General features: G+C 61.7%; 19 protein-coding genes and 1 pseudogene. 10 read left to right on the top strand and 10 right to left on the bottom strand.

The genetic code is table 11. The features are described from left to right. Positions 1-61 precede the first annotated feature (61 nt). Positions 62-1381, top strand: coding sequence for a VWA domain-containing protein (locus tag G3N58_RS12560; RefSeq protein WP_205999294.1), 1320 nt, complete (start codon positions 62-64; stop codon positions 1379-1381). A 20-nt stretch (positions 1382-1401) separates the two neighbouring features. Here G3N58_RS12560 and G3N58_RS12555 read toward each other — a convergent pair whose 3' ends face one another. The 4 genes from G3N58_RS12555 to G3N58_RS12540 form a co-directional block, all read right to left on the bottom strand. Then, a complete protein-coding gene (locus G3N58_RS12555) occupies positions 1402-2046 on the bottom strand; it encodes a trimeric intracellular cation channel family protein (RefSeq protein ID WP_205999293.1) in 645 nt (214 codons plus the stop codon). Continuing rightward, on the bottom strand, positions 2043-3311 hold the full coding sequence (locus G3N58_RS12550; protein WP_205999292.1) for a M20 family metallopeptidase: 1269 nt from the start codon (positions 3309-3311) through the stop codon (positions 2043-2045). The genes G3N58_RS12555 and G3N58_RS12550 overlap by 4 nt, the downstream gene beginning before the upstream one ends. 86 nt (positions 3312-3397) lie before the next feature. Continuing rightward, positions 3398-3847 carry a MarR family transcriptional regulator gene (locus G3N58_RS12545; protein WP_167042647.1) on the bottom strand — a complete coding sequence of 150 codons (450 nt, stop codon included), beginning with the start codon at positions 3845-3847 and terminating at the stop codon, positions 3398-3400. A 142-nt stretch (positions 3848-3989) separates the two neighbouring features. Further along, positions 3990-4517 (bottom strand): GNAT family N-acetyltransferase, encoded by a 528-nt coding sequence (locus tag G3N58_RS12540; protein WP_167042645.1) that lies wholly within the window; start codon positions 4515-4517, stop codon positions 3990-3992. A 442-nt stretch (positions 4518-4959) separates the two neighbouring features. On the opposite strand from G3N58_RS12540, the gene G3N58_RS12535 reads away from it, so the two are divergent. Further along, positions 4960-7737, top strand: a complete 2778-nt coding sequence (locus G3N58_RS12535) for a LuxR C-terminal-related transcriptional regulator (RefSeq protein WP_205999291.1) — start codon at positions 4960-4962, stop codon at positions 7735-7737. An 87-nt stretch (positions 7738-7824) separates the two neighbouring features. Next, positions 7825-7896 (top strand): annotated as a pseudogene (locus G3N58_RS12530) (IS3 family transposase); the annotation flags it as partial. Between the two features lie 147 nt (positions 7897-8043). Here G3N58_RS12530 and G3N58_RS12525 read toward each other — a convergent pair. Then, complete coding sequence (locus tag G3N58_RS12525; RefSeq protein ID WP_346778266.1) at positions 8044-9294, bottom strand: amidohydrolase family protein; 1251 nt, start codon at positions 9292-9294, stop codon at positions 8044-8046. 708 nt (positions 9295-10002) lie between these two features. Here G3N58_RS12525 and G3N58_RS12520 point away from each other — a divergent pair. Next, entirely contained in the window at positions 10003-10869 is an 867-nt protein-coding gene (locus G3N58_RS12520) for a MipA/OmpV family protein (RefSeq protein WP_205999289.1), read from the top strand. Between the two features lie 140 nt (positions 10870-11009). Here the strand turns inward: G3N58_RS12520 and G3N58_RS12515 are convergent, their stop codons facing one another. From G3N58_RS12515 to G3N58_RS12505, 3 genes are all read right to left on the bottom strand, one after another. Further along, a complete protein-coding gene (locus tag G3N58_RS12515) occupies positions 11010-11552 on the bottom strand; it encodes a thioredoxin family protein (RefSeq protein WP_167283762.1) in 543 nt (180 codons plus the stop codon). A 1-nt stretch (position 11553) separates the two neighbouring features. After that, a complete protein-coding gene (locus tag G3N58_RS12510; protein WP_205999288.1) occupies positions 11554-12270 on the bottom strand; it encodes a cytochrome c biogenesis CcdA family protein in 717 nt (238 codons plus the stop codon). A 179-nt stretch (positions 12271-12449) separates the two neighbouring features. Next, positions 12450-13424, bottom strand: coding sequence for a LysR family transcriptional regulator (locus G3N58_RS12505; RefSeq protein WP_205989366.1), 975 nt, complete (start codon positions 13422-13424; stop codon positions 12450-12452). Between the two features lie 322 nt (positions 13425-13746). Between G3N58_RS12505 and G3N58_RS12500 the strand changes: the two genes are divergently transcribed. Beyond that, on the top strand, positions 13747-14793 hold the full coding sequence (locus tag G3N58_RS12500) for an alpha/beta hydrolase (RefSeq protein ID WP_205999287.1): 1047 nt from the start codon (positions 13747-13749) through the stop codon (positions 14791-14793). 386 nt (positions 14794-15179) lie between these two features. Then, positions 15180-15527 carry a DUF4148 domain-containing protein gene (locus tag G3N58_RS12495; protein ID WP_167042631.1) on the top strand — a complete coding sequence of 116 codons (348 nt, stop codon included), beginning with the start codon at positions 15180-15182 and terminating at the stop codon, positions 15525-15527. A gap of 14 nt (positions 15528-15541) precedes the next feature. Here G3N58_RS12495 and G3N58_RS12490 read toward each other — a convergent pair whose 3' ends face one another. Continuing rightward, complete coding sequence (locus tag G3N58_RS12490) at positions 15542-16015, bottom strand: Lrp/AsnC family transcriptional regulator (protein WP_167042629.1); 474 nt, start codon at positions 16013-16015, stop codon at positions 15542-15544. A 373-nt stretch (positions 16016-16388) separates the two neighbouring features. Next, entirely contained in the window at positions 16389-17456 is a 1068-nt protein-coding gene (locus G3N58_RS12485) for a LacI family DNA-binding transcriptional regulator (RefSeq protein ID WP_167042627.1), read from the bottom strand. 213 nt (positions 17457-17669) lie between these two features. On the opposite strand from G3N58_RS12485, the gene G3N58_RS12480 reads away from it, so the two are divergent. From G3N58_RS12480 to G3N58_RS12465, 4 genes are all read left to right on the top strand, one after another. Then, complete coding sequence (locus G3N58_RS12480; protein WP_167042625.1) at positions 17670-18695, top strand: TRAP transporter substrate-binding protein; 1026 nt, start codon at positions 17670-17672, stop codon at positions 18693-18695. Positions 18696-18757: 62 nt separating this feature from the next. Then, positions 18758-20644 carry a TRAP transporter large permease subunit gene (locus tag G3N58_RS12475; protein ID WP_167283766.1) on the top strand — a complete coding sequence of 629 codons (1887 nt, stop codon included), beginning with the start codon at positions 18758-18760 and terminating at the stop codon, positions 20642-20644. 91 nt (positions 20645-20735) lie between these two features. Continuing rightward, positions 20736-21275 carry a VOC family protein gene (locus G3N58_RS12470; RefSeq protein ID WP_167042621.1) on the top strand — a complete coding sequence of 180 codons (540 nt, stop codon included), beginning with the start codon at positions 20736-20738 and terminating at the stop codon, positions 21273-21275. Next, the gene (locus G3N58_RS12465; protein ID WP_167042619.1) at positions 21272-22570 is read left to right on the top strand and encodes a ribulose-bisphosphate carboxylase large subunit family protein; all 1299 of its coding nucleotides are present in this window, start codon (positions 21272-21274) and stop codon (positions 22568-22570) included. The genes G3N58_RS12470 and G3N58_RS12465 overlap by 4 nt, the downstream gene beginning before the upstream one ends. Positions 22571-22587: the final 17 nt, after the last annotated feature.

The raw sequence follows: 22587 nt of genomic DNA, 5'->3' as shown, positions 1-22587 counted from the left end.
AGACAGCATGCAAAAGACCGCAGGCGGAAAAAAGCGGTTCAACCGTTTGAGAGGAGAATTCATGAGAAGAACGATAATCGGTCCGCGCGGCGCGCTTCGTCGCCAGCGCGGCGCCGTCTCCATCCTCGTGGCGATTTCGATGGTGATGCTGTTGGGCTTCGCCGCGCTCGGCGTCGATCTCGGCTATCTGGCCTACAGCCAGAGACGCCTGCAGAGCGCAACCGATGCCGCGGCGCTCGCGGGCGCGGTGGATTTGTGGACACAGTCGTGGGCCACCGCGTCGAGCAACGCCCAGGCGTTCGCGGCCGGCAACAACAACACGCTGCCCGGCGGCGTGATTCCGGCGGCCGCGACGATCACGGGCCTCACGTTGTCGAGCGTCGCGCTGCCCTACAAGCAGGCCGCTTCCGGCTACAACGGCATCCAGGTCACGCAGCAGGCCACCGTGCCGCTCTATTTCGCACGAGTCTTCGGCAAAAGCCAGCAGACGATCTCGGCAACCTCGAAGGCGGGCGCGGGCGGCGGCGCGGAGCCCGCGCTCTACAACGTAATGATCGTTCTCGACACCACGCGCTCGATGGCCACCACGACGGACAGCAACTGCAAGAACGCGAAGGGAGCCGCGCAAACACGGCTGCAATGCGCGCAGGCCGGTGCGTTGCAACTGTTGACGGGTCTCACGAACGCCGGTGACAACGTCGGCTTGATGGCGTTTCCGCCGCAAACTTCGTCGACGTACAACTTCTCGTGCTCGGGCAAGTCGCCGACCATTGCGAGCAGCTATTCGGCTTCGAGCGCGAGCTACCAGTATTCGTCGCCGAGCTCGGGTTATCTCGGCAGCAACGGCCAGGTCAGCACGAGTTCGGGCATCGTGCAGGCGCTCGGCGGCGGCAGTTGCAGCGGCCTGCCGGCGCCGGGCGGTCTGGGCACGTTTTACGCGCAGGCGATTACGGCGGCGCAAACTTCGCTGGCCGCCACCGCGTCAACGCAGCATCCGCCCGGCCAGAACGTGATCATTCTGCTGAGCGACGGCATCGCTTCGTCGACGACGACCCAGTTGGGCACGACCTATAGCAGCACCTACGGCAGCGAGTGCCAGGCCGCGATCAATGCGGCTTCCGCCGTGAAGAACAATACGGGCACGTTGATCTATACCGTCGCGTATCTCGGCGGCGAGTCCAATTCGGCGCCGAGTTGCGGCGACGGCGCCGATAAGCTCACTGCGTGCAGTACGATGGCGTCGATCGCCTCGGGGCCGTCTTATTTCTATTCGGACACCTGTGCGAACGCGGCGGGCGGCACGAATAGCCTGAATGCGCTGTTTTCGCAGATCGCCTATAGCCTGACCAAGCCGCGGCTGATTCCGCTGGCGGCGAGCTAGTTGCAACGCTTCGGCGCGCATTACCGGTGGTCGTGCGTTTCGGCCGCGCTCTTTCCCTGAAAGATCGGCAGGCGCCAGCCGTAACGCAGCGACGCGAGCCGCACCAGCACGCAGGCGAGCGTCGCGAACCAGGGTGTCCACCAGTCGGTCCAGCCCGCATACGAAAAGCCCACCTGCACCGATGCGCCGAGCAGCGCGGCCGATGCGTAGATATCTCGCTCGAGAATCGCGGGTACGCGCGAGAGCACCACGTCGCGCATCACGCCGCCGCCGACCGCGCTGACGATGCCGAGCAGAATTGCGAGTTCGGCGTTGTGGCTATGCACGAGTGACTTCTGCGCGCCCGACACCGCGAAGAGGCCGAGCCCGATCGCATCGAAGAACAGCACCGGTTGGCGCAGTCTGCGCACTTGCGGATACGCGAGAATCGTGACTGCCGAGGCGGCCAGCGCGATTGCCAGGTAATGCCAGTTCGACAGGCCCGCGGGCGGAATCGCACCGATGCAGAGATCGCGCACGATGCCGCCGCCGCACGCGACCATGAACGCGATCACGACGATGCCGAACAGGTCGAGCCGCCGTTGCCGCGCGGCCACCGCGCCGCTGATCGCGAATACGAACGTACCGACCAGATCGAGAAGGGTATAGACCGCGTGCGAATTCACAGTGCTTGTTCTCGCTGATCGAACCAGGCGCCGGCTGCGCACAGCATCGTTTCGATGCCGGTGCGCAGCGTCGGGTGAAGCAGCGGGGCGAACTTCGGCGAATGGTTGCTCGGGATTTCGTTGAGCTTCTTCGCCTCGCGCGCTTTGCGGAAGGTCTCGGGATCGGTGCTGCCGACGAACCAGAACGAGTACGGCACGCCCCATTCGCGGCCGAACAGGCTGAAGTCTTCGCTGGCGGCGGCCGGTTGCGCCTCGTACGCATGCTTGCCGAAGCGCGCTTCGAAGGCGTTGCGCAGACGCTCGGTGGCGGCGGCGTCGTTGACCGTGAGCGGATAGCTCGACAGCGTGGTGAATTCGGGTTCGCGCGGCGCGTTCGACGCCACGCATTCGGCACAGCAGATGCGGCGGATCGCGCCGAGCATGTACTCGCGCACGTCTTCGTCATAGCTGCGCACGTTGAGCTTGAGCGTCGCGTCGTCGGGGATGATGTTCTCTTTCGTGCCGGCCTGTATCGAGCCGACCGTCAGCACGGCGCTGTCGCTCGGCGCGATTTCGCGCGACACGATGGTTTGCAGACGCAGCGTGGTGGAGGCTGCCATGATGACCGGGTCGATCGAGGTTTGCGGCTGCGAGCCGTGCGAACCGCGCCCGAACAGTTTGACCTTGAGGCTGTCGGCGGCCGAGAGGATCGTGCCGCTGCGATAGCCGACCGTGCCGGCAGGACCGAACATCACGTGCTGGCCGAGAATCACGTCGGGCTTCGGAAAGCGCGTGGTCATGCCGTCGTCGAGCATGCTGCGCGCGCCGCGCCCGATTTCCTCGCCGGGCTGGAATACGGCCATCAGCGTGCCGCGCCATGCGTCGCGATGCTCGGCCATCAGACGCGCGGCGCCGAGCAGCCACGTGACGTGCATGTCGTGGCCGCACGCATGGGCGACGCCGACTTCGATGCCGTCTTCGTCTTTCGCCTTCACCGTGCTCGCATAGGGCAGGCCGGTGGCCTCGGCCATCGGCAGCGCGTCCATGTCGGCGCGCAGCATGACCGTAGGGCCGTCGCCATTGCGCAGCAGCGCGACGACGCCCGTGACGCCGACATGGCGCGTCACCTCGTAGCCGAGCTTTTCGACGTAATCGGCGACGATGCCCGCGGTGCGCACTTCCTGCATCGACAGTTCGGGATGCTGGTGCAGGTCTTTGTAGATGGCTTCGAGTTCGGGCAGAAGCGCGTCGATGGCACTCGACGTCGTTTCGATCAGCTTCGACATGGAAGACTCCTGGTTGCCGGATGAGCAGTAAGAAAGGCTGAAAAGAAGAGGCCGCAAAAAAACGGCGGGCAAAGTCGCCGGGAAGATCAATGCGGCGGCGTGCTCACGGACTCGCGTGCCAGCAGGCTGTTCGATAGTTTGCTGAGCAGCTGTTCGAGCAGCTTGCGCTCGCTGTCGCTCAGCACCGTGGCGAGCTGCGCTTCCATCGCGAGGCCCAATGCTTCCGACGCTTTCGCGACTTTCAGCCCGTCGGGCGTGGCGCGCAGCGCGATGCTGCGGCGGTCCGACGAATGCGCGTTGCGCGTGATGAAGCCGCGCGTTTCAAGCTCGGTGAGTACTTTGGAGAGCAGTGTTTTTTCGATCAGCGCGCGTTGCGATACCGCGGTGGGCGTGATGTCGGGCTCGGCGCAGACGAGGCGCAGCACGCGCAAGGCGCGCACGTCGAGGTTCCAGCGCTCGCGATAGACCACGTTCGCGCGGTTGGTCAGCAAGGCGCTGGTCAGATCGAGCCTGAAAGTCAGAAAGTCCGAGTACAAGATTGCTCCGCGTGTCGACCGTCGTGCCCGTTGCGGACACGACGGCCATTATAGGCATGTAGTTGAAATTTTCAATTACATGTTTGTGGCGGAGTTTCGGCGTAGTGGGCGAGCCAGTGAATGGCCCGGTGTTTGCTTCGGCTCAAAGCTGCTTGCAATAGAAGGTCGTGCTGCAGAATGCGCCGTCGGGCATCAGCGCGTAATTCGGCACGTTGCCCACGCGCTGCCAGCCGGCGCGTTGATAAAGCCGCTCGGCGTCGCCGCCGGTGACGGTATCGAGCACGAGAACCGACTTCTTTTCTTTGCGCGCGGTGCGATCTATTTCGTCCATCAGATGCTGCGCGATTCCGCGCCGGCGTGCTTTTCGATGCACGAGCATCTTTGCAACGTCGGCGCGATGTGGCTGATTTTCCGGCTGCGCGGTAATCAACTGCACGGTGCCGACGATTTCTCCATGGCCGTCTTCCGCGATCAGCAGCGCACGCTCGCCGCGCCCGACGCCCTCGGCGACGCCGCGCCAGAACGTCAGCGCGGTTTCCCGCGAGATCGGCAGCATGAAGCTGACCGAGGCTCCACCTTCCACGCAGTCGATCAGCACATCGGCCAGCGCTTCCAGGCAGGCCGAAACCTCGTCGGCGCCGACGCGCCGCACGGTCACATTGCCAATCATCCGGTTCTCCTGTCCAGTATTACCGTTATTACAGTTGTATATTTTTTGTTATAGTTTATTTTCACTATTATGTGAGTATATGCTGATGCGGGTCATGGCTAAATCGAGGGAGCATGAACGCTACGCATTGCATGAACGTCTCGCACACCTGTTCAGATGCACTGAATTAGGGCAGATTACCGGCATATATCAAGAGACTGCCGGGCACAGTCGAACACAAGAACGACTGACAACCCGCCGAATGGATTGACGAGGCAATTCATTCGGTGTGCGCTACCTTTTCGGGCGGCACTGCCGGCCGGATTGACAACGGCCTTATCGGCCATCCTCTGCCATGCCGGCCACGGCGGCGGTGCATTCATCGGCCGAATTAAGCGCTGATAGAACACCTGCTGAGAAAACTGAACGACCCGCGGTTGATCCCAGGAGACGGAGGGTGCTCATGGAAACGCCTTCAGACTTTGCCGACAGAACATGGAGCGCGTCGTTGATTCAGACCAAAATGGTGCCGCCGCTTCTTCCTTTTGGATGCGTTCGCCGGCACGCGCTGCTCGATCGGCTGAGCGAACAGCAGACTCATGGCATAACCGTGGTGACCGCGCCGGCGGGTTTCGGCAAAACGACGTTACTCGCGGGATGCAGTGAAGTACTTTCGCGGCAGGAGTATCCGGTTGCGTGGCTCAGTCTCGATGACGAGGACAATCAGGAGCAGCAGTTCGGCGCGTATCTGGTCGCGGCGTTTTGCCGGGTGTCGAAAGACATCGGCAGGCCGGCCCAGCAACTTTTGAATAGCGATGCGCGAACCTCCATCAAAACGATCATTTCCGTGCTCCTGAATGGAATCGCGGCATTCGGCCGACGTGTTTTCCTCGTGCTGGATGACGTTGATCGCCTCACGTCGGCGCCTGTCATTGCCGTCGTGTCGCGTCTGCTCCGCTATGCGCCCGAAAATATGCACGTTTTGCTTGGCGCACGCGGCGAACCCGGCATGAAGCTCGGTCAGCTTCGGGCACCGGAGAAGCTCACGCGGATCAGTGCCAATGACCTCCGTTTTTCGATCGACGACGCGGAGAAATTTTTCGAGGAGACCTGTGCTTTATCGCTCGACCGTGCCAATGTCGAGTTGCTGAATGGCGTGACGGAGGGGTGGGTGGCGGGCTTGCAGCTGGCCGCCCTTGCGCTGCGTCAAACCAGCGATCCCGCTCAGGTAGTCGGCCGGTTCACCGTTACCCGCTCCGGAATCGACCGTTACCTGGACGATGCGGTGCTGACCCAGCTGCCACCCGCTATGCTGGAATTCCTGCTGAGCACATCGATTCTCGAACGGCTTTCGCCCGCCGTGTGCGATGCCGTCATGGCCGTCGAGGGCGGCAGCGGTGAAAAGCTCGAATGGCTCGAGCAGCATAACGTCTTTATCCGGCCGCTCGATGAACGGCGTGAATGGTATCGCCTGCACGCACTGCTGTCCGATGCGCTGCGGCGTCGTCTTCTCGCTCATATGCCGCAACAGGTTCCGGTATTGCATCAGCGGGCGTTTCGGTGGTTCGCGGAAAAGCGGCTGTGGTCGGAGGCGGTCAGACATGCATTGGCAGCGGGAGAATTCGAGCAGGCCGCCCAGCTGGTCGAGAACGGTGCAATGGAGATGCTCGAACGCGGCGAGTCACGCACGTTGCTGGAGTGGGTCGCGAAGCTGCCACCGGATGTCGTTCTCACGCGGCGCTTGCGTCTTGCCAAAGCGTGGGCGCTCGCTTTCTCGCTTCAAACGACGCACGCCATCAAGGAAATTCGTGTCGTTACCGATGAGATTTATCGGATGCGCCGCGAGAGTGCCTGCAGCATCGACGAAGTCGCGCTGGCGGAGGTGAATGCCATCAGCGGGATAATCGCCTCTGCCAGCGACCAGAGCGAACATGCATTCGAATTCGGGCACGCCGTCGCGACCTCATCGGCGATTGCGGCTCCCTGGGTCAATAGCTGCGCGCAATTCGCGCAATTCTTTGGTCTATTGCATCGAGGCGAATTCGACCAGATACGTCGGATATGGGGAGGCGCTCAAGATCGACCGGAACAGGGACGGGGGTCGATCTACACGGATCTGTTTCGAAACACGATGTACGGCCTTGCCGCGCAGATGCATGGCGAACTGGCCGAAGCGGGGAGAGTTCTCGAAGAAACGCTCGTGCGTGCCGAAAACGCTTTCGGCTACGCATCGTCCTGTGCCGTGATCGCGGCGGGTTGCCTGGTGTCGATTGTCTACGAATACAATCAACTTCCTCGCGCACGGAAGTTGATTGCGAACCGCACGACGATTGCCCTGGAGGTTTCTCCACTCGGCACGCTGCTCCGGCATGTGCTGACGGAGGCACGCCTGCTGCAACGCAACGGGCAAGTGGGGTCGGCGCTGGCTGTTCTTGAAGATGGCCGGCAGGTTGCCATAACCCGACAATGGCTGCGTCTCAAGATGGCGTGCGACGCGGAGACGGTCAGGTTGCTCCTTCATAGCGGTGACGTGACCCGCGCGAGGCAGATCGCTAACAAACTACGCGCGAGTATGCCGGTGGTGCTTGACGAGCAGGCGGGAGCCGCGACTGAAACCTGGACACACTACTGCTTCCTGCAGGCTCGGGTTCTGATTGCCGAAAATGATGCTGAAAAGGCAGTCGCTTTTCTCGTACGCCTGCTCGATGCTTTAGCGGCCAGGGGATGGCGTTATCATGAAGCGATTGCTTCCCTGTTGCTCTCGCTCGCATACGAGCAAGGCGGAGCGTCCGGAAGCGCGCTCGGCGCGCTGGATCGTGCGCTACGTCTCGGAGAGGCTGTTGGCATGGTAAATAGCTTCATAGACGAAGGGCAAGGAGTCCGCGCATTGCTGCAACGGTTTCGGTGGAACGCTGAGGGCGACTCCACGGTGGACGCCACCTATGTCGACAAATTGATCCATGCTTTCGATCACGTCGACGCGCCGTCGTCTACGTCTCCCAGGCCGGTCAGGAACCTGAAGATGTCGTCTGAGGTTCTGAGTGCGCGGGAGTTCGAAGTACTCCGTTGCGTGGCCCATGGCCAATCGAATAAGGAAGTGGGCCGATCGTTAAAGCTCGCACCGGAAACGGTCAAGTGGCACATGAAGAACATTTTCGAAAAACTCGATGTCACTTCGCGAATTGAAGCCGTGCAGAGCGTGTTCGGATTCGGCGCGAGAGAGGGTAGCGACGCTATGTAGTCATTGAATGCCTTCCACGAGAGACGGAGTTGGCGCAAGTCAGATTCGAGAACATCGATGCACTGACGGCCGGCATCAAACCGTACCCACTACTACAACCACAAGCGCATCGAGCTGAAATTGAAAGGGCTGAGTCCTGTGATGTACAGAACCCAGCCCTCACGGCCTAACCGACCAAATTGTCCAACTTCGCAGGGTCAGTTCAAGATTGCGCGCCCGTATTACACGGGCACATGAAATGATTTCGCAGATTCAGACCGGGTACGTGCCGCGAGTTTTACGGCATGTACCCGGTTTGATGCTTCGTTATGCCTTGAGCGTGTTCTTGTAGAACTTGCCGTCTTTCATCACGATACGCAGGTTCTGCTCGGGGTTCGCGATAAGGTCGAGATTCTCGAGCTGATTGCCGTCTACGAGCAGCAGATCGGCATAGGCACCTTGTTCGAGCACGCCGAGTTTTCGCGGATACGGATTGCGATGGCCGGATAGCGCGAGCAGTTCCGCGTTGGTACTCGTGGCCATTTCCAGTGCTTCGGCCGCGCTGTACCAGCGCTTCATATGCGTGAGCATCGTGCCTTGCCGCGCGGCGAGCGTCTGCGAGAAGATCAGGTCGGTGCCGAATGCGACCTTGATGCCGTGCTTGCGCGCGAGCTTGTACATGTTGTCCGTGCCCGCGGAGACTTCCTGGAATTTTTCGATGCCCGGCCCGGAGAGCGGCGCGACATCGTCCTGGCTGACGAACGGTTGCGTGCTGAGCCATGTGCCGTTTTTTGCCATCAGCGCGGCGGTTTTGTCGTCCATCAGATGACCGTGCTCGATGCAGCGCACACCCGCCGCGACGGAGCGCTGGATCGATTCGTTCGTGTACGCGTGCACGAGGACATACGTGCCCCAGTCCGCGGCCGTATCGACGGCCGCTCGCAACTGCTTTTCCGTGAACGTGAGCATGTCGATCGGGCTGCGCGGGGTCGATACGCCACCGCATCCGACCAGCTTGACCTGGGTGGCGCCCTGAATGAACTGCTCGCGCACGCGCACGCGGACTTCGTTTTCGGTATCGGCAATCGCGCTGCCGCCGTCGAGTTCCGACTGGCTGACCCGCGCGCCGCTGCGCGGCAGATCGCTGAGCGGACGGAAGTCGCCGTGGCCGCCGGTCGTCGTGATCATCGCGCCGGACGGATAGATGCGCGGCCCGGAAATCATGCCGCTGTCGATCGCCTGCTTCAACGCGAACGAGGGGCCGCCCGCGTCGCGTATCGTCGTGAAGCCGCGCAATAGCGTGCGCTCCGCTTCGGCACTGGCCGCGAGATGCACGAACGCAATGTCGGATTGCAGCACGACCTGGATCGGCAGCGACGCGAGCAGCGAATGCCAGTGCATGTCGATCAACCCGGGCATCATGACCTTGCCCCCGCAATCGACGACGATCCTGCCCTCGGTCGAGGCGGGCTGGCCCTGACCCAACTGACTGATGGCATTGCCTTCGACGACCATATACAGGCCATCGCGCAACGTCGACGATTTGCCATCGAACAGGCGGAAGTTTGTGAATAGCACCGGCCTGGCGGGTGCACTGGGCGGCAGGACACTTTGAGCGTGGCTGAGTCCGGGCAGCACCAGGCCCAGCATCGAAGCCGCAAGACCGGTAACGAAGCCGCGGCGCGACAGATCGGCACTGATGCGGCGGTTCGCATATTCCGCTTGTGACTTGTCACAAAGACATGAAAGAGAAGGACTGACTGCTTTATTGCCGATGTACTTTCCTGAAGGCATAGCTCACCCATAACGTAAATCATCGTGCATAGAAAGCCGCCGCATAACGATAACTCGCGGGGAAGAACGTCAATCGAGAAGAAGAGTATCGCCTGCGGCGCCAGATGGCAAATGTTGAACCGGTCAATGACGATGGAGATCACTGTTCAGAATTCATTCGCAAAGAGGCAATGAAATGAGAATTGAATTGTGAATTAATGTGACGACATTGCGAGATTAACTCATTGAACTGGATGATTTAAAAAAATTGACTTGCGACGCCTGAAAAAAAGCGGCTATGCTCATACCACTCGCCGGCACGGTGAGGATTCCGGAAGAACACGCAGTGGCATTGACCGCGCTATCGCGAACCGGTATGCGCATCCTCGCTTTTCAATAACGACAAAAGACATTTCCGCGGAATTAAGTTGCAGCACAGCATCGGTATTACGCAATCGACGTCAGGACCGGTGCCATTACATCGTCCTGTTAATTTTCCACGGAGAAACCGAGATGATTGATGTGTCCACGCCACGCATGACCAAGGTGCTGGCCGGCTCCGCGTTGTCGCTGTTCGCCGTTGCCGCGATGGCGGACGATACGCTGGGCCTGTCGGAAAGTCTGTATTCGGTCGGCGCCCCGGAAATCACCCAGGCATCCGGAGCCGGCGCAAGCCCGTGGCATTTTTCCGTTGGAGCCGGGGTGGTGAACATGCCGAAATTCCCCGGCGCGAGCGGCACGAAATGGGAAGTGGTGCCGACGGTCAGCGCGAATTACGACCGCTTCTTTATCGGCGCCAATCCGGATGCGGCTTCGCTGCTGTCGCTCGGCGGCTATCTGTATCGCGACAGTAACTGGCGCATCGGCGCGGCCCTGACTTACGATTTCATCCAGCCGCGCAGCGAGTCCGACGACGCGCGGCTGCGCGGTCTCGGCGACGTCAAGCGTACCGCGCATGCCGAACTGTTCGGCGTCTATACCTATCAGTTCATTTCGGCGCGCGCGAGCGTATTGACCGATATCGCCGGCAACGATCGCGGCACGGTCGCGACCTTCGACGTGCTCGGCCGCTATCAGCCGATTCCGCAATTGACGCTCACCGCGGGGCCCGGTTTGACCTGGGCGAGCAGCAAGTACAACCAGACCTATTTCGGCGTGACGTCGGAGCAGAGCGCACGCTCGGGACTGCCGGAGTTCTCGGCCGGTTCCGGTCTGAACCAGTTGCGCTTTTCGATAAACGGCGCGTATCGGATCGCGGCACACTGGAATGTCGGCGCGAGCGTTTCGTTCGCATGGCTGCGCGGCGATGCGGGCGACAGCCCGATCACCGAGAAGACAAGTCAGATAACGTACGGCCTGTTCGCCAATTATCTGTTCTAGCCGGTTCATCGAATAGTCGCGCAATCATCGTCGAACGGTAAGCCCACCTGTGTCCGATTGTTCAGGCACCGGTGAGCTTCTTTCATTCAGCGAGCGACAAATCCCACTTTGTTGAACACCGTTTCTCCGGCAATGTCGCATCAACTCTTCTGCGCAAGCAGCGCCTGAATCTTTGCCTCGGTCTGCGCATAGTCGCCTTCTCCGAAGTGCGAATAGACGATCTGCCCTTTCTTGTCGATCAGATAGAACGCGGGCCAGTACTGATTGTTATAGGCATTCCACGTCGCATACTGATTGTCCTGCGCGACCGGGTAGCTGATGCCGAGCCGCTTGATCGCGGTCTTCACGTTACCGGTGTCGCGCTCGAACGGATACTCGGGCGTATGCACGCCAATGACCGTGAGTCCCTGATCCTTGTATTTCTGGTTCCAGCTTTTCACATACGGCAGTGTGTTCGCGCAATTGATGCAGCTATAGGTCCAGAAATCGACCAGTACCACCTTGCCGCGCAATTGCTGCAGTTTCAGCGGTTCGCTATTGAGCCATTGCGTGATGCCGGTGAACTCCGGCGCGGGCGGATCGTTTTCCAATGGCGCGGCGATGGCGGCAGTACTGGTGGCGGCCGTCGCGGCGAATGCACTGAAAGCGGCGGCAAGAGCGAATGTCCTGAGTCGGGCGTTCATGTCAAAGTCCTTTGAGTGAGGGGAAAAGCGCGGCGAGCCGGGTGTACAGCAGCACGTCGTATTGCAGATAGATGGCGAGTGCCGTCAGCATCACCAGTACGCCGAATACCTGTTGCAGACGATGCGCATGGCGCGATACGGCGCGTACATGCCGGGTCACGTAATGTCCGCCGTAGATGATCGCGAGCATCGGAATCGCGGCGCCGATCGCATACAGCGTGAGCAGCAGCGCCGACCAGCCGAGGTCCTGTGCCTTGACCACGAGCACGAGGATCGACGCGAGCACGGGGCCCGCGCAGGGTGTCCATACCGCGCCGAGCGACATGCCGAGCACAAAGCCGCCGGCGTTGCCGCTGCCGGGCTGACTGCCCGGTGCAATGGCCGCGCCGATGCGTTCGAGCGGCCCCTGCACTCGCGCGACGAGCCAGTCGTAGGGCCGGGGCCAGACGCGCATGAGGCCGGACAGTGCGAGCAAGGCGATACCCGTGTTGCGCAGCACCTGCTGCGCGACGTGGACGGTGCTGGACACCGCGCCTAGCAGCAAGGCGAACGACGCGAAAGTCAGAATAAAGCCGGCGACGATAAAGAGCGGTCGTGTACGGCTCGGCTGTTCGACCGACGTGCCGAGCAGAATCGGCATGACCGGCAGGACGCAGGGCGATGCGATCGTGAGCAGGCCCGCGAGCAGGGCGAGCGGCGTTTCGAGCGTGCTGTGCATGGTGGGCGTTCCGGTGGGCGGGTATGGCCGTATTGGAACGCCCGCGCGTATCTGGTTTATGTCGCGGGAATGAGGCGTGTGCAATGTTTTGTGTCTGCGTACCGGGTAGATACATTGCGACACAAAACGGCGGGCGGACGCAGCGTGGATGCGCCTTTACGCGCTGTGCGAACGTGCGATCAGCGAGTTTTGCGCTTTCGTGCCGTATTTGCCGATGGTCTCGCCGCCCGTTTCTTCGTTTCAGGCGGCGAGAACATCGGCATGCGCTCCTGAATCCAGCGCAGCAATTCGAGCGGAGCCGGGGCGAGCGGCCGGCCGGCTTTGACCAGTACTCGCGCCTGTGCGCCCGAGAAGAGCGGATGCACAACCGGCACGGTGGTCAATTCGCCGCTCGCGATTTCGCGGTATGCGGCGAATTCGCCGATCAGCGTCATGAAGTTCTCCATCGTCACGAATCGCTTGAGTCCGCTCAGCGAATTGGTTGTTAGCGTCGCGCGGATCGAAACGTTCTCCGCCAATTCGGTCATCTTGACGACATGACCAATGCCGAATGTCGAGGGCATCAGCGCAAGAGGGTAGGCGCGCAGATCGTCGAGCGTGGCGGGGCGTTTCCTTTTAGCGAGCGGATGATCGCTTCTCAACAACAGCACGACGGGTTGCGAACAACTGGCGCGGGACTCGATGCGCGGATGCGGCGGCGGATTGTAGGCGAGCCCGATATGTACGCGGCTTTCCGCGATTTCTTCCTGGATTGCATCGACCGCGAGCATGTCCATGGCGATTTCCAGTTCCGGATATTGCGCACAGAACGGCGCAAGCACGTTGTCGACGAGCGTATCGACGAAGCCTTCGCTGACCGCGAGCCGGATATGCCCTCGCTGAAGACCTTTTAGCGCATGCAGCTGATCTTCGAGCTTCTCCTGCTGCGAGCGGTAGCCGCGCCAGAATTCGAGCAGGTGCATGGCGGCTTCGGTCGGCTTGACGCCACGCGGCTGACGCTCGAACAGCACGGTGCCGAGTTCGTCTTCGAGCAGCTTGATCTGCCGCGTAATCACCGACGGCGACGTATTGAGGTTCTCGGCTGCGCCGCGAATCGTGCCGTGGGTCAGGACTTCGTTGAAGTACCGAAGGCGTTGCTGGTTGATCTCTCGCATGGGCTCACTCGACCGCGGTTAATGCGTTGCTCATTGGGCAACGATATGTGAACTTAGTTGCTCTTGCTGTCAGTGGTTGGGGCTGCCATTATGTATCTAAGCCTTGCGACAGCGGCAATTCACCGGTCCTGCCGGCAAAGCACTGCGTTTCAGATTCGCGCGGTTGCGCTTTACCGCCTTTACCACCCTTACCGCGTTTACCCATTCATGCTCGTTCCGTTCGCGTTGCGATTGCGTGCGGTGGCATCGTCATGCCGTCGATTTTTGCCGCTGCACGAGAGACGGGCGCACGGGCCGGATGAGTCATTCAAGGAGAATCAGCATGTCGGATCAGATCAATAGTCGGCGCCGTCGTTTTCTCGGAACGGCCGTGGCGGGTATCAGCCTGCTCGAACTGGGACTGAGCGGAATCGCGCATGCGCAGTCGACCGACGCGACCGGCATCGCGAAAGCGGGGCCGCGCGTTACTTCGTTCGAGAAGATTCGCTCGATCGATGCCGGCACGCTCAATATCAGCTATGCGGAAGCGGGTCCGCAAAACGGGCCGGTGGTGATTCTGCTGCATGGCTGGCCTTACGACATCTACAGCTTCGCCGAGGTGACGCCGCTGCTCGCGGCCGCGGGTTATCGCGTGATCGTTCCTTATCTGCGTGGCTATGGCCCGACGCGTTTCCTTTCCGCCGACACGCCGCGCAACGGTCAGCAGGCCGTGGTTGCCGTCGACATCGTCAATCTGATGGACGCGCTGAAGATCGACAAGGCCGTGCTCGGCGGTTTCGATTGGGGCGCACGCACGGCGAACATCATCGCGGCGCTGTGGCCACAACGCTGCAAGGCGATGGTCTCGGTGAGCGGTTATCTGATCGGCAGCCAGCAAGCGAACCGCGCGCCGTTGCCGCCGCAAGCCGAACTGGCCTGGTGGTATCAGTTCTATTTCGCCACGGAGCGCGGCCGCGCCGGGTATGAGGCGAACCGTCACGACTTCAACAGGCTGATCTGGCACACGGCCTCTCCGAAATGGAACTTCGACGATGCGACGTTCGAGCGTACCGCCGCATCGTTCAATAACCCGGACCACGTTGCTGTGGTGATTCACAACTACCGCTGGCGTCTCGGTCTCGCGCAGGGCGAGCCGCAATACGACGAACTCGAAAAGCGTCTCGCGACGGCATCGGCCATTGCCGTGCCGACCATCACGCTCGAAGGCGATGCCAACGGCGCGGCGCATCCGGAACCGGCTGCGTACGCGAAGAAGTTTACCGGCAAATACGAGCACCGCAATCTGAGTGGTGGTATCGGCCATAACCTGCCGCAGGAAGCGCCCAAGGCATTTGCGCAGGCTATTGTCGATGTGACGCGTATGACGTAATGCGGGCCGGCGAGTGCCGGCTGACTATTGCGGTTTCAGATCCGAACCCCAGGAGTTCAACACCGGCTTCTGGGTTTTTTTATGGGCGCGAGTCGCGAACGAGATGTGAGAGCGAGATGTGCGAACAAGATTAGTGGACAAAGCAGGGAACACGCAGAGCCGCTTTTTGTATCGCAATGTATCAGCCTCGTACGTAGACAAATACGCTTGCATAAAGGGGAGAAACGAAAACATTCCAGATACGTTGGCGCGCTCAAATGTCTTCACGCAAGGTTGATTCGCAACGTTGCGTGAATCAGGCGGGACATGAAGGCATATCGGCTTCGGTGGTCCGGTGTTCCGCTCAACCCTTGAATCCCGTGTATTCAGATATCTGGAGAGAACTCATGAAATTCGTTCAATCGCTGATCGTCGCCGCTCTCGTTGCCGTTCCTGTCGCTTCGTTCGCGCAATCGCAACATGAAGTCACGCGTGCCGAAGTGCGCGCGGAACTGGTCCAGTTGCAGAAGGCCGGCTACAACCCCGCGAGCGACAATGCGCAATACCCGCGCAACATCGAGGCGGCCGAGGCACGCATCAATGCCGGCAACAACGCAGCGGCCAATGCATATGGCGGCGTGGCGCAGAGCAACTCGGGCAGTTCGGCCGCGGGTTCACAGGCGTATGCGCCGATGAATCGCGCGGCGCCGGACCAGCCCGACATCATCGGCCTTGGTCCGATCTACGCGCATTGAAGTACGGCGTGTGCTCAGATCGCAATCGACGGAATGCTCTTCATGCAGCGCAGCGCGAACATCGAGCGGCTATGGCGAATGCCTGCGATCTTGTAGAGCTTTTCGCGCAGGAAGCGCTCGTAGCCCGCGGTGCCGTCCACGGCGACCTTGACGAGATAGTCGTAGTCGCCGGACACGAGATACGCTTCGAGTACTTCGCTGAGTGTCGCGAGTTCGGCGCCGAAGCGCGCGAGCGCGTCGTCGTCGTGGCGGTCGAGCGTGACTTCGAGCAGCACGATGTCGGCGAAACCGAGTTTCTGCTGATCGAGCAACGCGACATAGCCGCGTATATAGCCTTCGCTTTCGAGCTGGCGCGTGCGATTCCAGCAGGCCGTGGTCGACATGCCGACCAGCTCGGCGAGTTCCGCGTTGCTGAGGCGAGCGTTCTTCTGCAACGCGCGCATGATCTTGCGATCGAGCTGGTCGAGCGGGCGGTTTCGGGTCGTCATTGGCGTGAATGGAAGAATATTCCTTAAAAATTCATTATAGATGTAGATCGTCCCGAAGCAGCACCGCAACGCGATGTCTTTAAGAAGCCTATCCAGCGGGGCTCCCGGTATATTTTCTCCATGCATTCATGCCCGGGACAACCGTCCGGGCCGCGGGTCTCGCGCTCAGCGGTCTGTTGCGGCCACAAGCCGCGCTCCGGTGTCTCGCCGTCTTCACAGGAAGGCGGCACGCGGGCGAATTCCGGCGCTACCCGTGCCGGAAGGCGCGCCCGCCGGGCATGGACGCATGTCATCGCAAGCGACTATCGCAAGGCTTGCATTTGCATTGCCCCCACCCTGGCCTCTGCCCCTGCATACCGCGAATCGCCCGCCATCAAGGCAGGTTCTCGCGCAACACGATACTGAACTGCACCGGCTTCACGTCGCTCAGTGCATCGCGTTTCTCGTGCACGTTGCGGAAAATTCGCAGACAGTTGCCGACCATGGCTTGCGGCGTTTGCGTAATCAGCGCATCCATCGTGCCTTCGATCAGCAATGCGCGCGTATCGGGCGTCAAGCCATGTCCAATGAACAGGATCTTCTGTTCCGAACGCGCTTCGACGATCGCGCGCGCGACGCCATCCGAACCGCCGCCGCTGTTATAGATGCCCGCGAGATCGGGATGCTCTTCGAGCAGCTTGCGCGTTTGCCTATAGTTGCGCTCGCTATCGTCGTGACCTTCGCGCAGTCCTATGACGCGCACTTGCGGAAAGGTCGATTCGATCAGATGCAGAAAGCCGATTTCGCGTTCCTCATGCCCGCGATAGTTGAGGCTGCCCGCCAGCATCGCAATCTTGCCGCTCGGCCGCGGGCCCATGAAACGGCCTAACAGCAACGCCGCGGTGCGTCCCGCCGAACGGTTGTCGATGCCGACATACGCGAGCCGCCGCGAATTCGACAGATCCGAAATCAGCGTAATCGCCGGTACGCCCTGGTCCGCGAGCGTATTGACCGCGTCGCGCACGACCGGATGTTCGAGCGCCATGAACACGACACCATCGGCACGTTGCCCGTAATACAGCAGACGGTCCGCGAGTTCGTTCGGATTGAAACTCTCGACGTAGTGCGCGCGGCACTTCATGTCCAATGCGCTCCACTGTTCATGGGCGAATTCGATGTAGTCGCCGAGCATGTGCAGATAGCGATTGGTGCCTGCGGGCAACAGAAACGCGATGCGCATCGGCCTTGCCGTCGCGACGGTGGGCGCATCCGGCGTAAGCAGATAGCCGAGCTGCGCGGCCGCTTGCAGCACGCGCTGCGCGGTGACGGCGCGCACGCCTTCGCGGCCGTTGAGCACGCGATCGACCGTGGCGGTCGATACGCCGGCCGCGCGCGCAATGTCGGGAATGCGTGCGCGCGCGTTGAGCGGCGCGGTTCCGGTGAGATGACCCGGTTCTGACATGGCAGTCCTCAACAGATGAGGTCCATCAAAAAACATCAAGCTCGCGGTTTGACAGCGGTTGCCGCGAGCGCCTAGTCTTGCAGCTATCGCACGACATCGCAACGCGCTTGACCGGAAATCAGCGCGTTGCAGCGGGTGATGATGAATTTTGATGGATTCGACAGTCACATCAATTATAAGCAGCAAACCCCATGCATGGGATAGGAGACGCTCATGACCAACCTCGCGAGACGCAGCCTGCTGCGTGCCGCAGCCGCCGTGCCGGTGGCCAGTACGCTGGGATTCCCGGCGATCGTACGTGCGGCATCCGGCCCGGAGTTCGTGTTCAAGTACGGCAATAACCTGCCGCTCACGCATCCGCTGAACGTGCGCGCTCAGGAAGCGGCGAATCAGGTCCGCGAGGCGTCCAAAGGGCGCATGGAGATCCGGATCTTCCCGAATAACCAGTTGGGCGGCGATACCGACATGCTCGCGCAGGTGCGCAGCGGCGGCATCGAAATGTTCACGCCGTCGGCGCTCGTGGTATCGACGCTTGCGCCGTCGGTCGCGATCAATGCGGTCGGCTTTGCGTTTGCCGATTACGACCAGGTATGGCGCGCGATGGACGGCAAGCTCGGCGCCTATGTGCGCGGGGCGATGCAGAAAGCCGGGCTCGAATCGTTCGAGAAGATGTGGGACAACGGCTTTCGTCAGACCACGACGAGCACCGCGCCGATCGTCAACGCGCAGAACATGCGCGGACTGAAGATTCGCGTGCCGGTGAGTCCGCTCAGTATCGATCTGTTCAAGGGGCTCGGTGCGGCGCCGACCAGTCTGCAATTCAGCGAAGTGTATTCGTCGTTGCAAACGCGCATTGTCGACGCGCAGGAAAATCCTCTGCCGATCGTGCTGGTTGCCAAGCTCTACGAAGTACAGAAGTACTGCTCGCTGACCAATCACCAATGGGACGGCTACTGGTTCGTGCTGAACCAGCGCGCGTGGCAGCGCTTGCCGAAAGACCTGCAGACGATTGCGAGCGACGCCTTCAACCAGGCGGCGATCAAGCAGCGCGAGGACGTCCGCAAGCTGAACGATGCGGCCGTCGCCGATCTGCAAAGCAAGGGTCTCGCGATCAATCGTCCGTCGCCCGACACGTTTCGTGCCGCGCTGCGTCAGGCCGGTTTCTATAGCCAATGGAAAGGCCGCTTCGGCAACGACGTGTGGGATCTGCTCGAGCAATCGGTCGGTAAGCTCGCGTGAGCGCGCCGGGTTCCGGCGAGCATCGGACGACGCGCGGCGCGCGGCCGCAAGGAGACAGCACGATGTCGAATCACGCATTGAATCCGGCGGAAGCGGCTGCGCCGTTGCACGCGGCGAGCCTGCCGCGGCGCTGGCTGCGCAGTTTCGATCGCGGTTTGATCGCGCTCGTCGAAGTGTGCGCCGCGACCTTGCTCGCGATCGAAATCGTCGTGATGCTGGCGGGTGTCGTGTCGCGTTACGTATTGCATGAGCCGCTCGTGTGGTCCGATGAACTGGCCGGCATTCTGTTTCTGTGGCTCGCGATGCTCGGTGCCGTGCTCGCGTTGCGGCGCGGCGAACATATGCGCATGACGGCGCTCGTCAGCCGTTTGTCGCCGCGAGCGCGCGCGTTCGTCGATACGCTCGCGATCGTCGCGTCGATCGCCTTGCTCGCGCTATTGATTGCGCCGGCTTACGATTACGCGTCGGGCGAAGCGGCGATCGTCACGCCCGCCTTGCAGATCAGCAATGCGTGGCGCGCGCTGGCCTTGCCGATCGGCGCGGTGTTGATGCTGCTGGTCGGCGTGATCCGCCTCGCGCAGGTGAGCCGCGTGCTCGACGTGCTGATCGTGCTGGCGATTGCCGCCTTGCTCGGCGCGGTGGCGGTGTTCGCGGGAGACTGGTTTCAGACGCTCGGCAAAGCCAACCTCGTGATCTTTTTCGTCGGCGTGGTGGCGGTCGGCATTTTCTCGGGCGTGCCGATCGGCTTTTCATTCGCACTCGCGACATTCGGTTATCTCGGCCTCTCGACCTATACGCCTCTCGAAGTGATGGTCGGCCGCATGGACGAGGGCATGTCGCATCTCGTGCTGCTCGCCGTGCCGCTGTTCGTCTTTCTCGGCCTGCTGATCGAAATGACCGGCATGGCGCGTGCGATGATCGAATTTCTCGCGAGCCTCGTCGGCCATGTGCGCGGCGGCCTGTCGTTCGTGCTGATCGGCGCAATGTACCTGGTGTCGGGCATTTCGGGTTCGAAAGTCGCGGACATGGCGGCCATCGCACCGGTGCTGTTTCCGGAGATGAAAAAGCGCGGTGCCTCCGAAGGCGACCTCGTTGCCTTGCTCGCAACGACCGGCGCGCAAAGCGAAACGATTCCGCCGAGCATCGTGCTGATTACGATCGGCTCGGTAACGGGGCTGTCGATTTCCGCGCTGTTCACGGCCGGCATGTTGCCGGCCGCGGTATTGGCGCTGATTCTGTGCGTCGTCGTGTGGTGGCGTTATCGCAAGGAAGACCTGAGCGGCGCGCAGCGTTACACGCGCAAACAGATCGGGCGGATGTTCGTCGTGTCGTTCCCCGCGCTTGCCTTGCCGTTCGTGATTCGCCTGGCCGTGGTCGAAGGCATTGCAACGGCCACCGAGGTCTCGACGATCGGCATCGTCTATTCGATGCTGGCCGGGCTGCTGATTTACCGGCGCTTCGAGTGGCGCCGGCTCGGCCGCATGCTTGTCGACGCGGCCACGCTGTCGGGCGCGATTCTGTTCATCATCGGCTGCGCGACCGCGATGGCCTGGGCGCTCACGCAATCGGGCTTCTCGCAGGACCTTGCGCAACTGATGGGTTCGATGCCGGGCGGCTCGTACGGTTTTCTCGCGATCTCGATCGTCGTGTTCGTGATGCTCGGCAGCGTGCTCGAAGGGATTCCCGCGATCGTATTGTTCGGGCCGCTGCTGTTTCCGATCGCGCGGCTCGCCGGGGTGCATGAAGTGCATTACGCGATTGTCGTGATTCTCTCGATGGGTGTCGGCCTGTTCTCGCCGCCGTTCGGCGTGGGTTACTACTCGGCGTGCGCGATCAGCAAGGTCAATCCCGATGCGGGCATTCGGCCGATCATCGGTTATATGAGCGCGTTGATCTTCGGTTTGCTGCTCGTCGCGGCGATTCCGTGGTTATCGATCGGATTCCTCTAGACAGTTCTTACTTCACTGACATTCGGGCGCTGCGTTGCGCGGCGCCGGGGTGTCGCTCGTCCTTCAAAACCCGCAGCAACGGGAGAGTTTCATGAGTCGTTTCTTTGGCGAAATCCGGCAGGCAGGCTATGTGGTGCGCGATATCGAGGCCGCGATGGACTACTGGAGCCGCGTGCTCGGCGTGGGCCCGTGGTTTTACAACGAACGCGTGCCGATCGAAAACTACACGTATCGCGGGCAGCGCTATGAAGTGCACAACTCGGTTGCGCTCGCGAACTCGGGACCGTTGCAGGTCGAATTGATCCAGACGCGCAACGACGCGCCCTCGATGTATCGCGACTTTCTCGCCGCGGGCCATACGGGCTTGCAGCACAATGCGTACTGGACCACGTCGTTCGACGCCGATCTCGCGCGTCTGCAGGAGCAGGGCTTCAAGGTTGCGATGAGCGGCGAGGTGGGGCGCAACGGCCGCTTCGTCTACTTCGATACCGAGAATCATCCGGGCACGGTGGTTGAACTATCGGAAGTCGCGGGGCCGAAGGGCAAGCTGTTCGACATGATCTACGCGGCCTCGCGCGACTGGGACGGCCGCGAGCCGGTGCGTCCGTTTCCCGATCTGAGCACGCTATGAACGTTATTCAGGCGCAGCGGCCAGTCGATAGCGATACGCTCGAAGCCGACTATCTGATCGAAACGCCGCTCGATCCCGCGCGCGTCGCGGACGTGATGGCCGGCGAGCAATCGAGCGGCACCTTCGTGCGGGTCGCGAACGAATCCGATGCACTGCGCGCGCGCAGCCGCGCCAACGTGCTGCATATCGAAGAGCTCGAAGCCGCCGCGCAACCGAGTCTGCTGAGCGCATGGCTCACGCGGCAGCGCACGCCGGGGCCGTGGCGGCGCGCGCGCATCACGCTGTCATTTCCGCTGGCCAACATCGAGGCGAATCTGCCGACGCTGGCCGCGACCGTCGCCGGCAATCTGTACGACCTCGGCGAAGTGACTGGCATGCGGCTGCTGTCGCTGCGTTTGCCGGCCGCGTATCGTGCGCGTTTCGAGTTGCCGCGTCATGGCGTGGCCGGCACGCGTGCGCTGACGCAAGTCAGCGGCCGGCCGATGATCGGCACGATCATCAAGCCGAACGTCGGCCTCAGCGCGGACGAAACGGCCGCACTCGTGCGCCAGTTGTGCGAGGCGGGCGTCGATTTCATCAAGGATGACGAAGTTTGTGCGAACCCTGCGCATGCGCCGCTTGCCGAACGCGTGCGCGCCGTCATGGCCGAGGTGCGCGCCTATCGCGAACGCAGCGGCAGGCCCGTGATGGTCGCCTTCAACATTACCGACGATCTCGACGCCATGCGCCGTCATGCGGACCTCGTCGAGCGCGAGGGCGGTAGCTGCGTGATGGCGAGCATCAACTGGTGCGGCTTCTCGGCGATCCAGACGTTGCGCCGTGCCACGCCGCTCGTGCTGCATGCGCATCGCAACGGCTACGGGATGATGTCGCGCGACCCGGCGCTCGGCATATCGTTTCAGGCGTATCAGACGCTCTGGCGTCTCGCCGGTGTCGATCATATGCACGTGCATGGGCTGGCCGGCAAATTCGCGCAGAGCGACGCCGAGGTGATCGAGTCGGCGCGCGACTGCGCGCTGCCGCTCGCGCCCGGCTGCGACGACAGCGTGCTGCCCGCGTTTTCGTCGGGGCAATGGGCGGGTACCGCGCAAGCGACATACGACGCCGTGCATTCGATCGATCTGCTCTTCATGTGCGGCGGCGGCATTCTCGCGCATCCGGACGGTCCGGCTGCGGGCGTTCAGAGCGTGCGCCAGGCGTGGGCGGCGGTGCAAGCCGGCACGCCGCTCGCGAATTACGCGCAGAACATGCCGGAATTGCAGCGCGCGCTGACGTTCTTCGGCGGCCGGGGTTGAGCGTGATGCCAGGCGCA

The organism is Paraburkholderia sp. Ac-20342 (assembly GCF_017104985.1).
GTDB lineage: Bacteria > Pseudomonadota > Gammaproteobacteria > Burkholderiales > Burkholderiaceae > Paraburkholderia.
Note: the sequence above shows the minus strand (reverse complement) of the source record. Positions and strands in the feature narration are given on the sequence as shown.

Bases quoted from the DNA above. Each gene is read 5' to 3' on its own strand.
- G3N58_RS12485 (WP_167042627.1), bottom strand. From the start codon at position 17,456: ATGTCAGAACCGGGTCATCTCACCGGAACCGCGCCGCTCAACGCGCGC.
- G3N58_RS12475 (WP_167283766.1), top strand. From the start codon at position 18,758: ATGTCGAATCACGCATTGAATCCGGCGGAAGCGGCTGCGCCGTTGCAC.
- G3N58_RS12535 (WP_205999291.1), top strand. From the start codon at position 4,960: ATGGAAACGCCTTCAGACTTTGCCGACAGAACATGGAGCGCGTCGTTG.
- G3N58_RS12480 (WP_167042625.1), top strand. From the start codon at position 17,670: ATGACCAACCTCGCGAGACGCAGCCTGCTGCGTGCCGCAGCCGCCGTG.
- G3N58_RS12490 (WP_167042629.1), bottom strand. From the start codon at position 16,015: ATGACGACCCGAAACCGCCCGCTCGACCAGCTCGATCGCAAGATCATG.
- G3N58_RS12540 (WP_167042645.1), bottom strand. From the start codon at position 4,517: ATGATTGGCAATGTGACCGTGCGGCGCGTCGGCGCCGACGAGGTTTCG.
- G3N58_RS12495 (WP_167042631.1), top strand. From the start codon at position 15,180: ATGAAATTCGTTCAATCGCTGATCGTCGCCGCTCTCGTTGCCGTTCCT.
- G3N58_RS12515 (WP_167283762.1), bottom strand. From the start codon at position 11,552: ATGAACGCCCGACTCAGGACATTCGCTCTTGCCGCCGCTTTCAGTGCA.
- G3N58_RS12520 (WP_205999289.1), top strand. From the start codon at position 10,003: ATGATTGATGTGTCCACGCCACGCATGACCAAGGTGCTGGCCGGCTCC.
- G3N58_RS12465 (WP_167042619.1), top strand. From the start codon at position 21,272: ATGAACGTTATTCAGGCGCAGCGGCCAGTCGATAGCGATACGCTCGAA.
- G3N58_RS12505 (WP_205989366.1), bottom strand. From the start codon at position 13,424: ATGCGAGAGATCAACCAGCAACGCCTTCGGTACTTCAACGAAGTCCTG.
- G3N58_RS12500 (WP_205999287.1), top strand. From the start codon at position 13,747: ATGTCGGATCAGATCAATAGTCGGCGCCGTCGTTTTCTCGGAACGGCC.
- G3N58_RS12510 (WP_205999288.1), bottom strand. From the start codon at position 12,270: ATGCACAGCACGCTCGAAACGCCGCTCGCCCTGCTCGCGGGCCTGCTC.
- G3N58_RS12560 (WP_205999294.1), top strand. From the start codon at position 62: ATGAGAAGAACGATAATCGGTCCGCGCGGCGCGCTTCGTCGCCAGCGC.
- G3N58_RS12470 (WP_167042621.1), top strand. From the start codon at position 20,736: ATGAGTCGTTTCTTTGGCGAAATCCGGCAGGCAGGCTATGTGGTGCGC.
- G3N58_RS12550 (WP_205999292.1), bottom strand. From the start codon at position 3,311: ATGTCGAAGCTGATCGAAACGACGTCGAGTGCCATCGACGCGCTTCTG.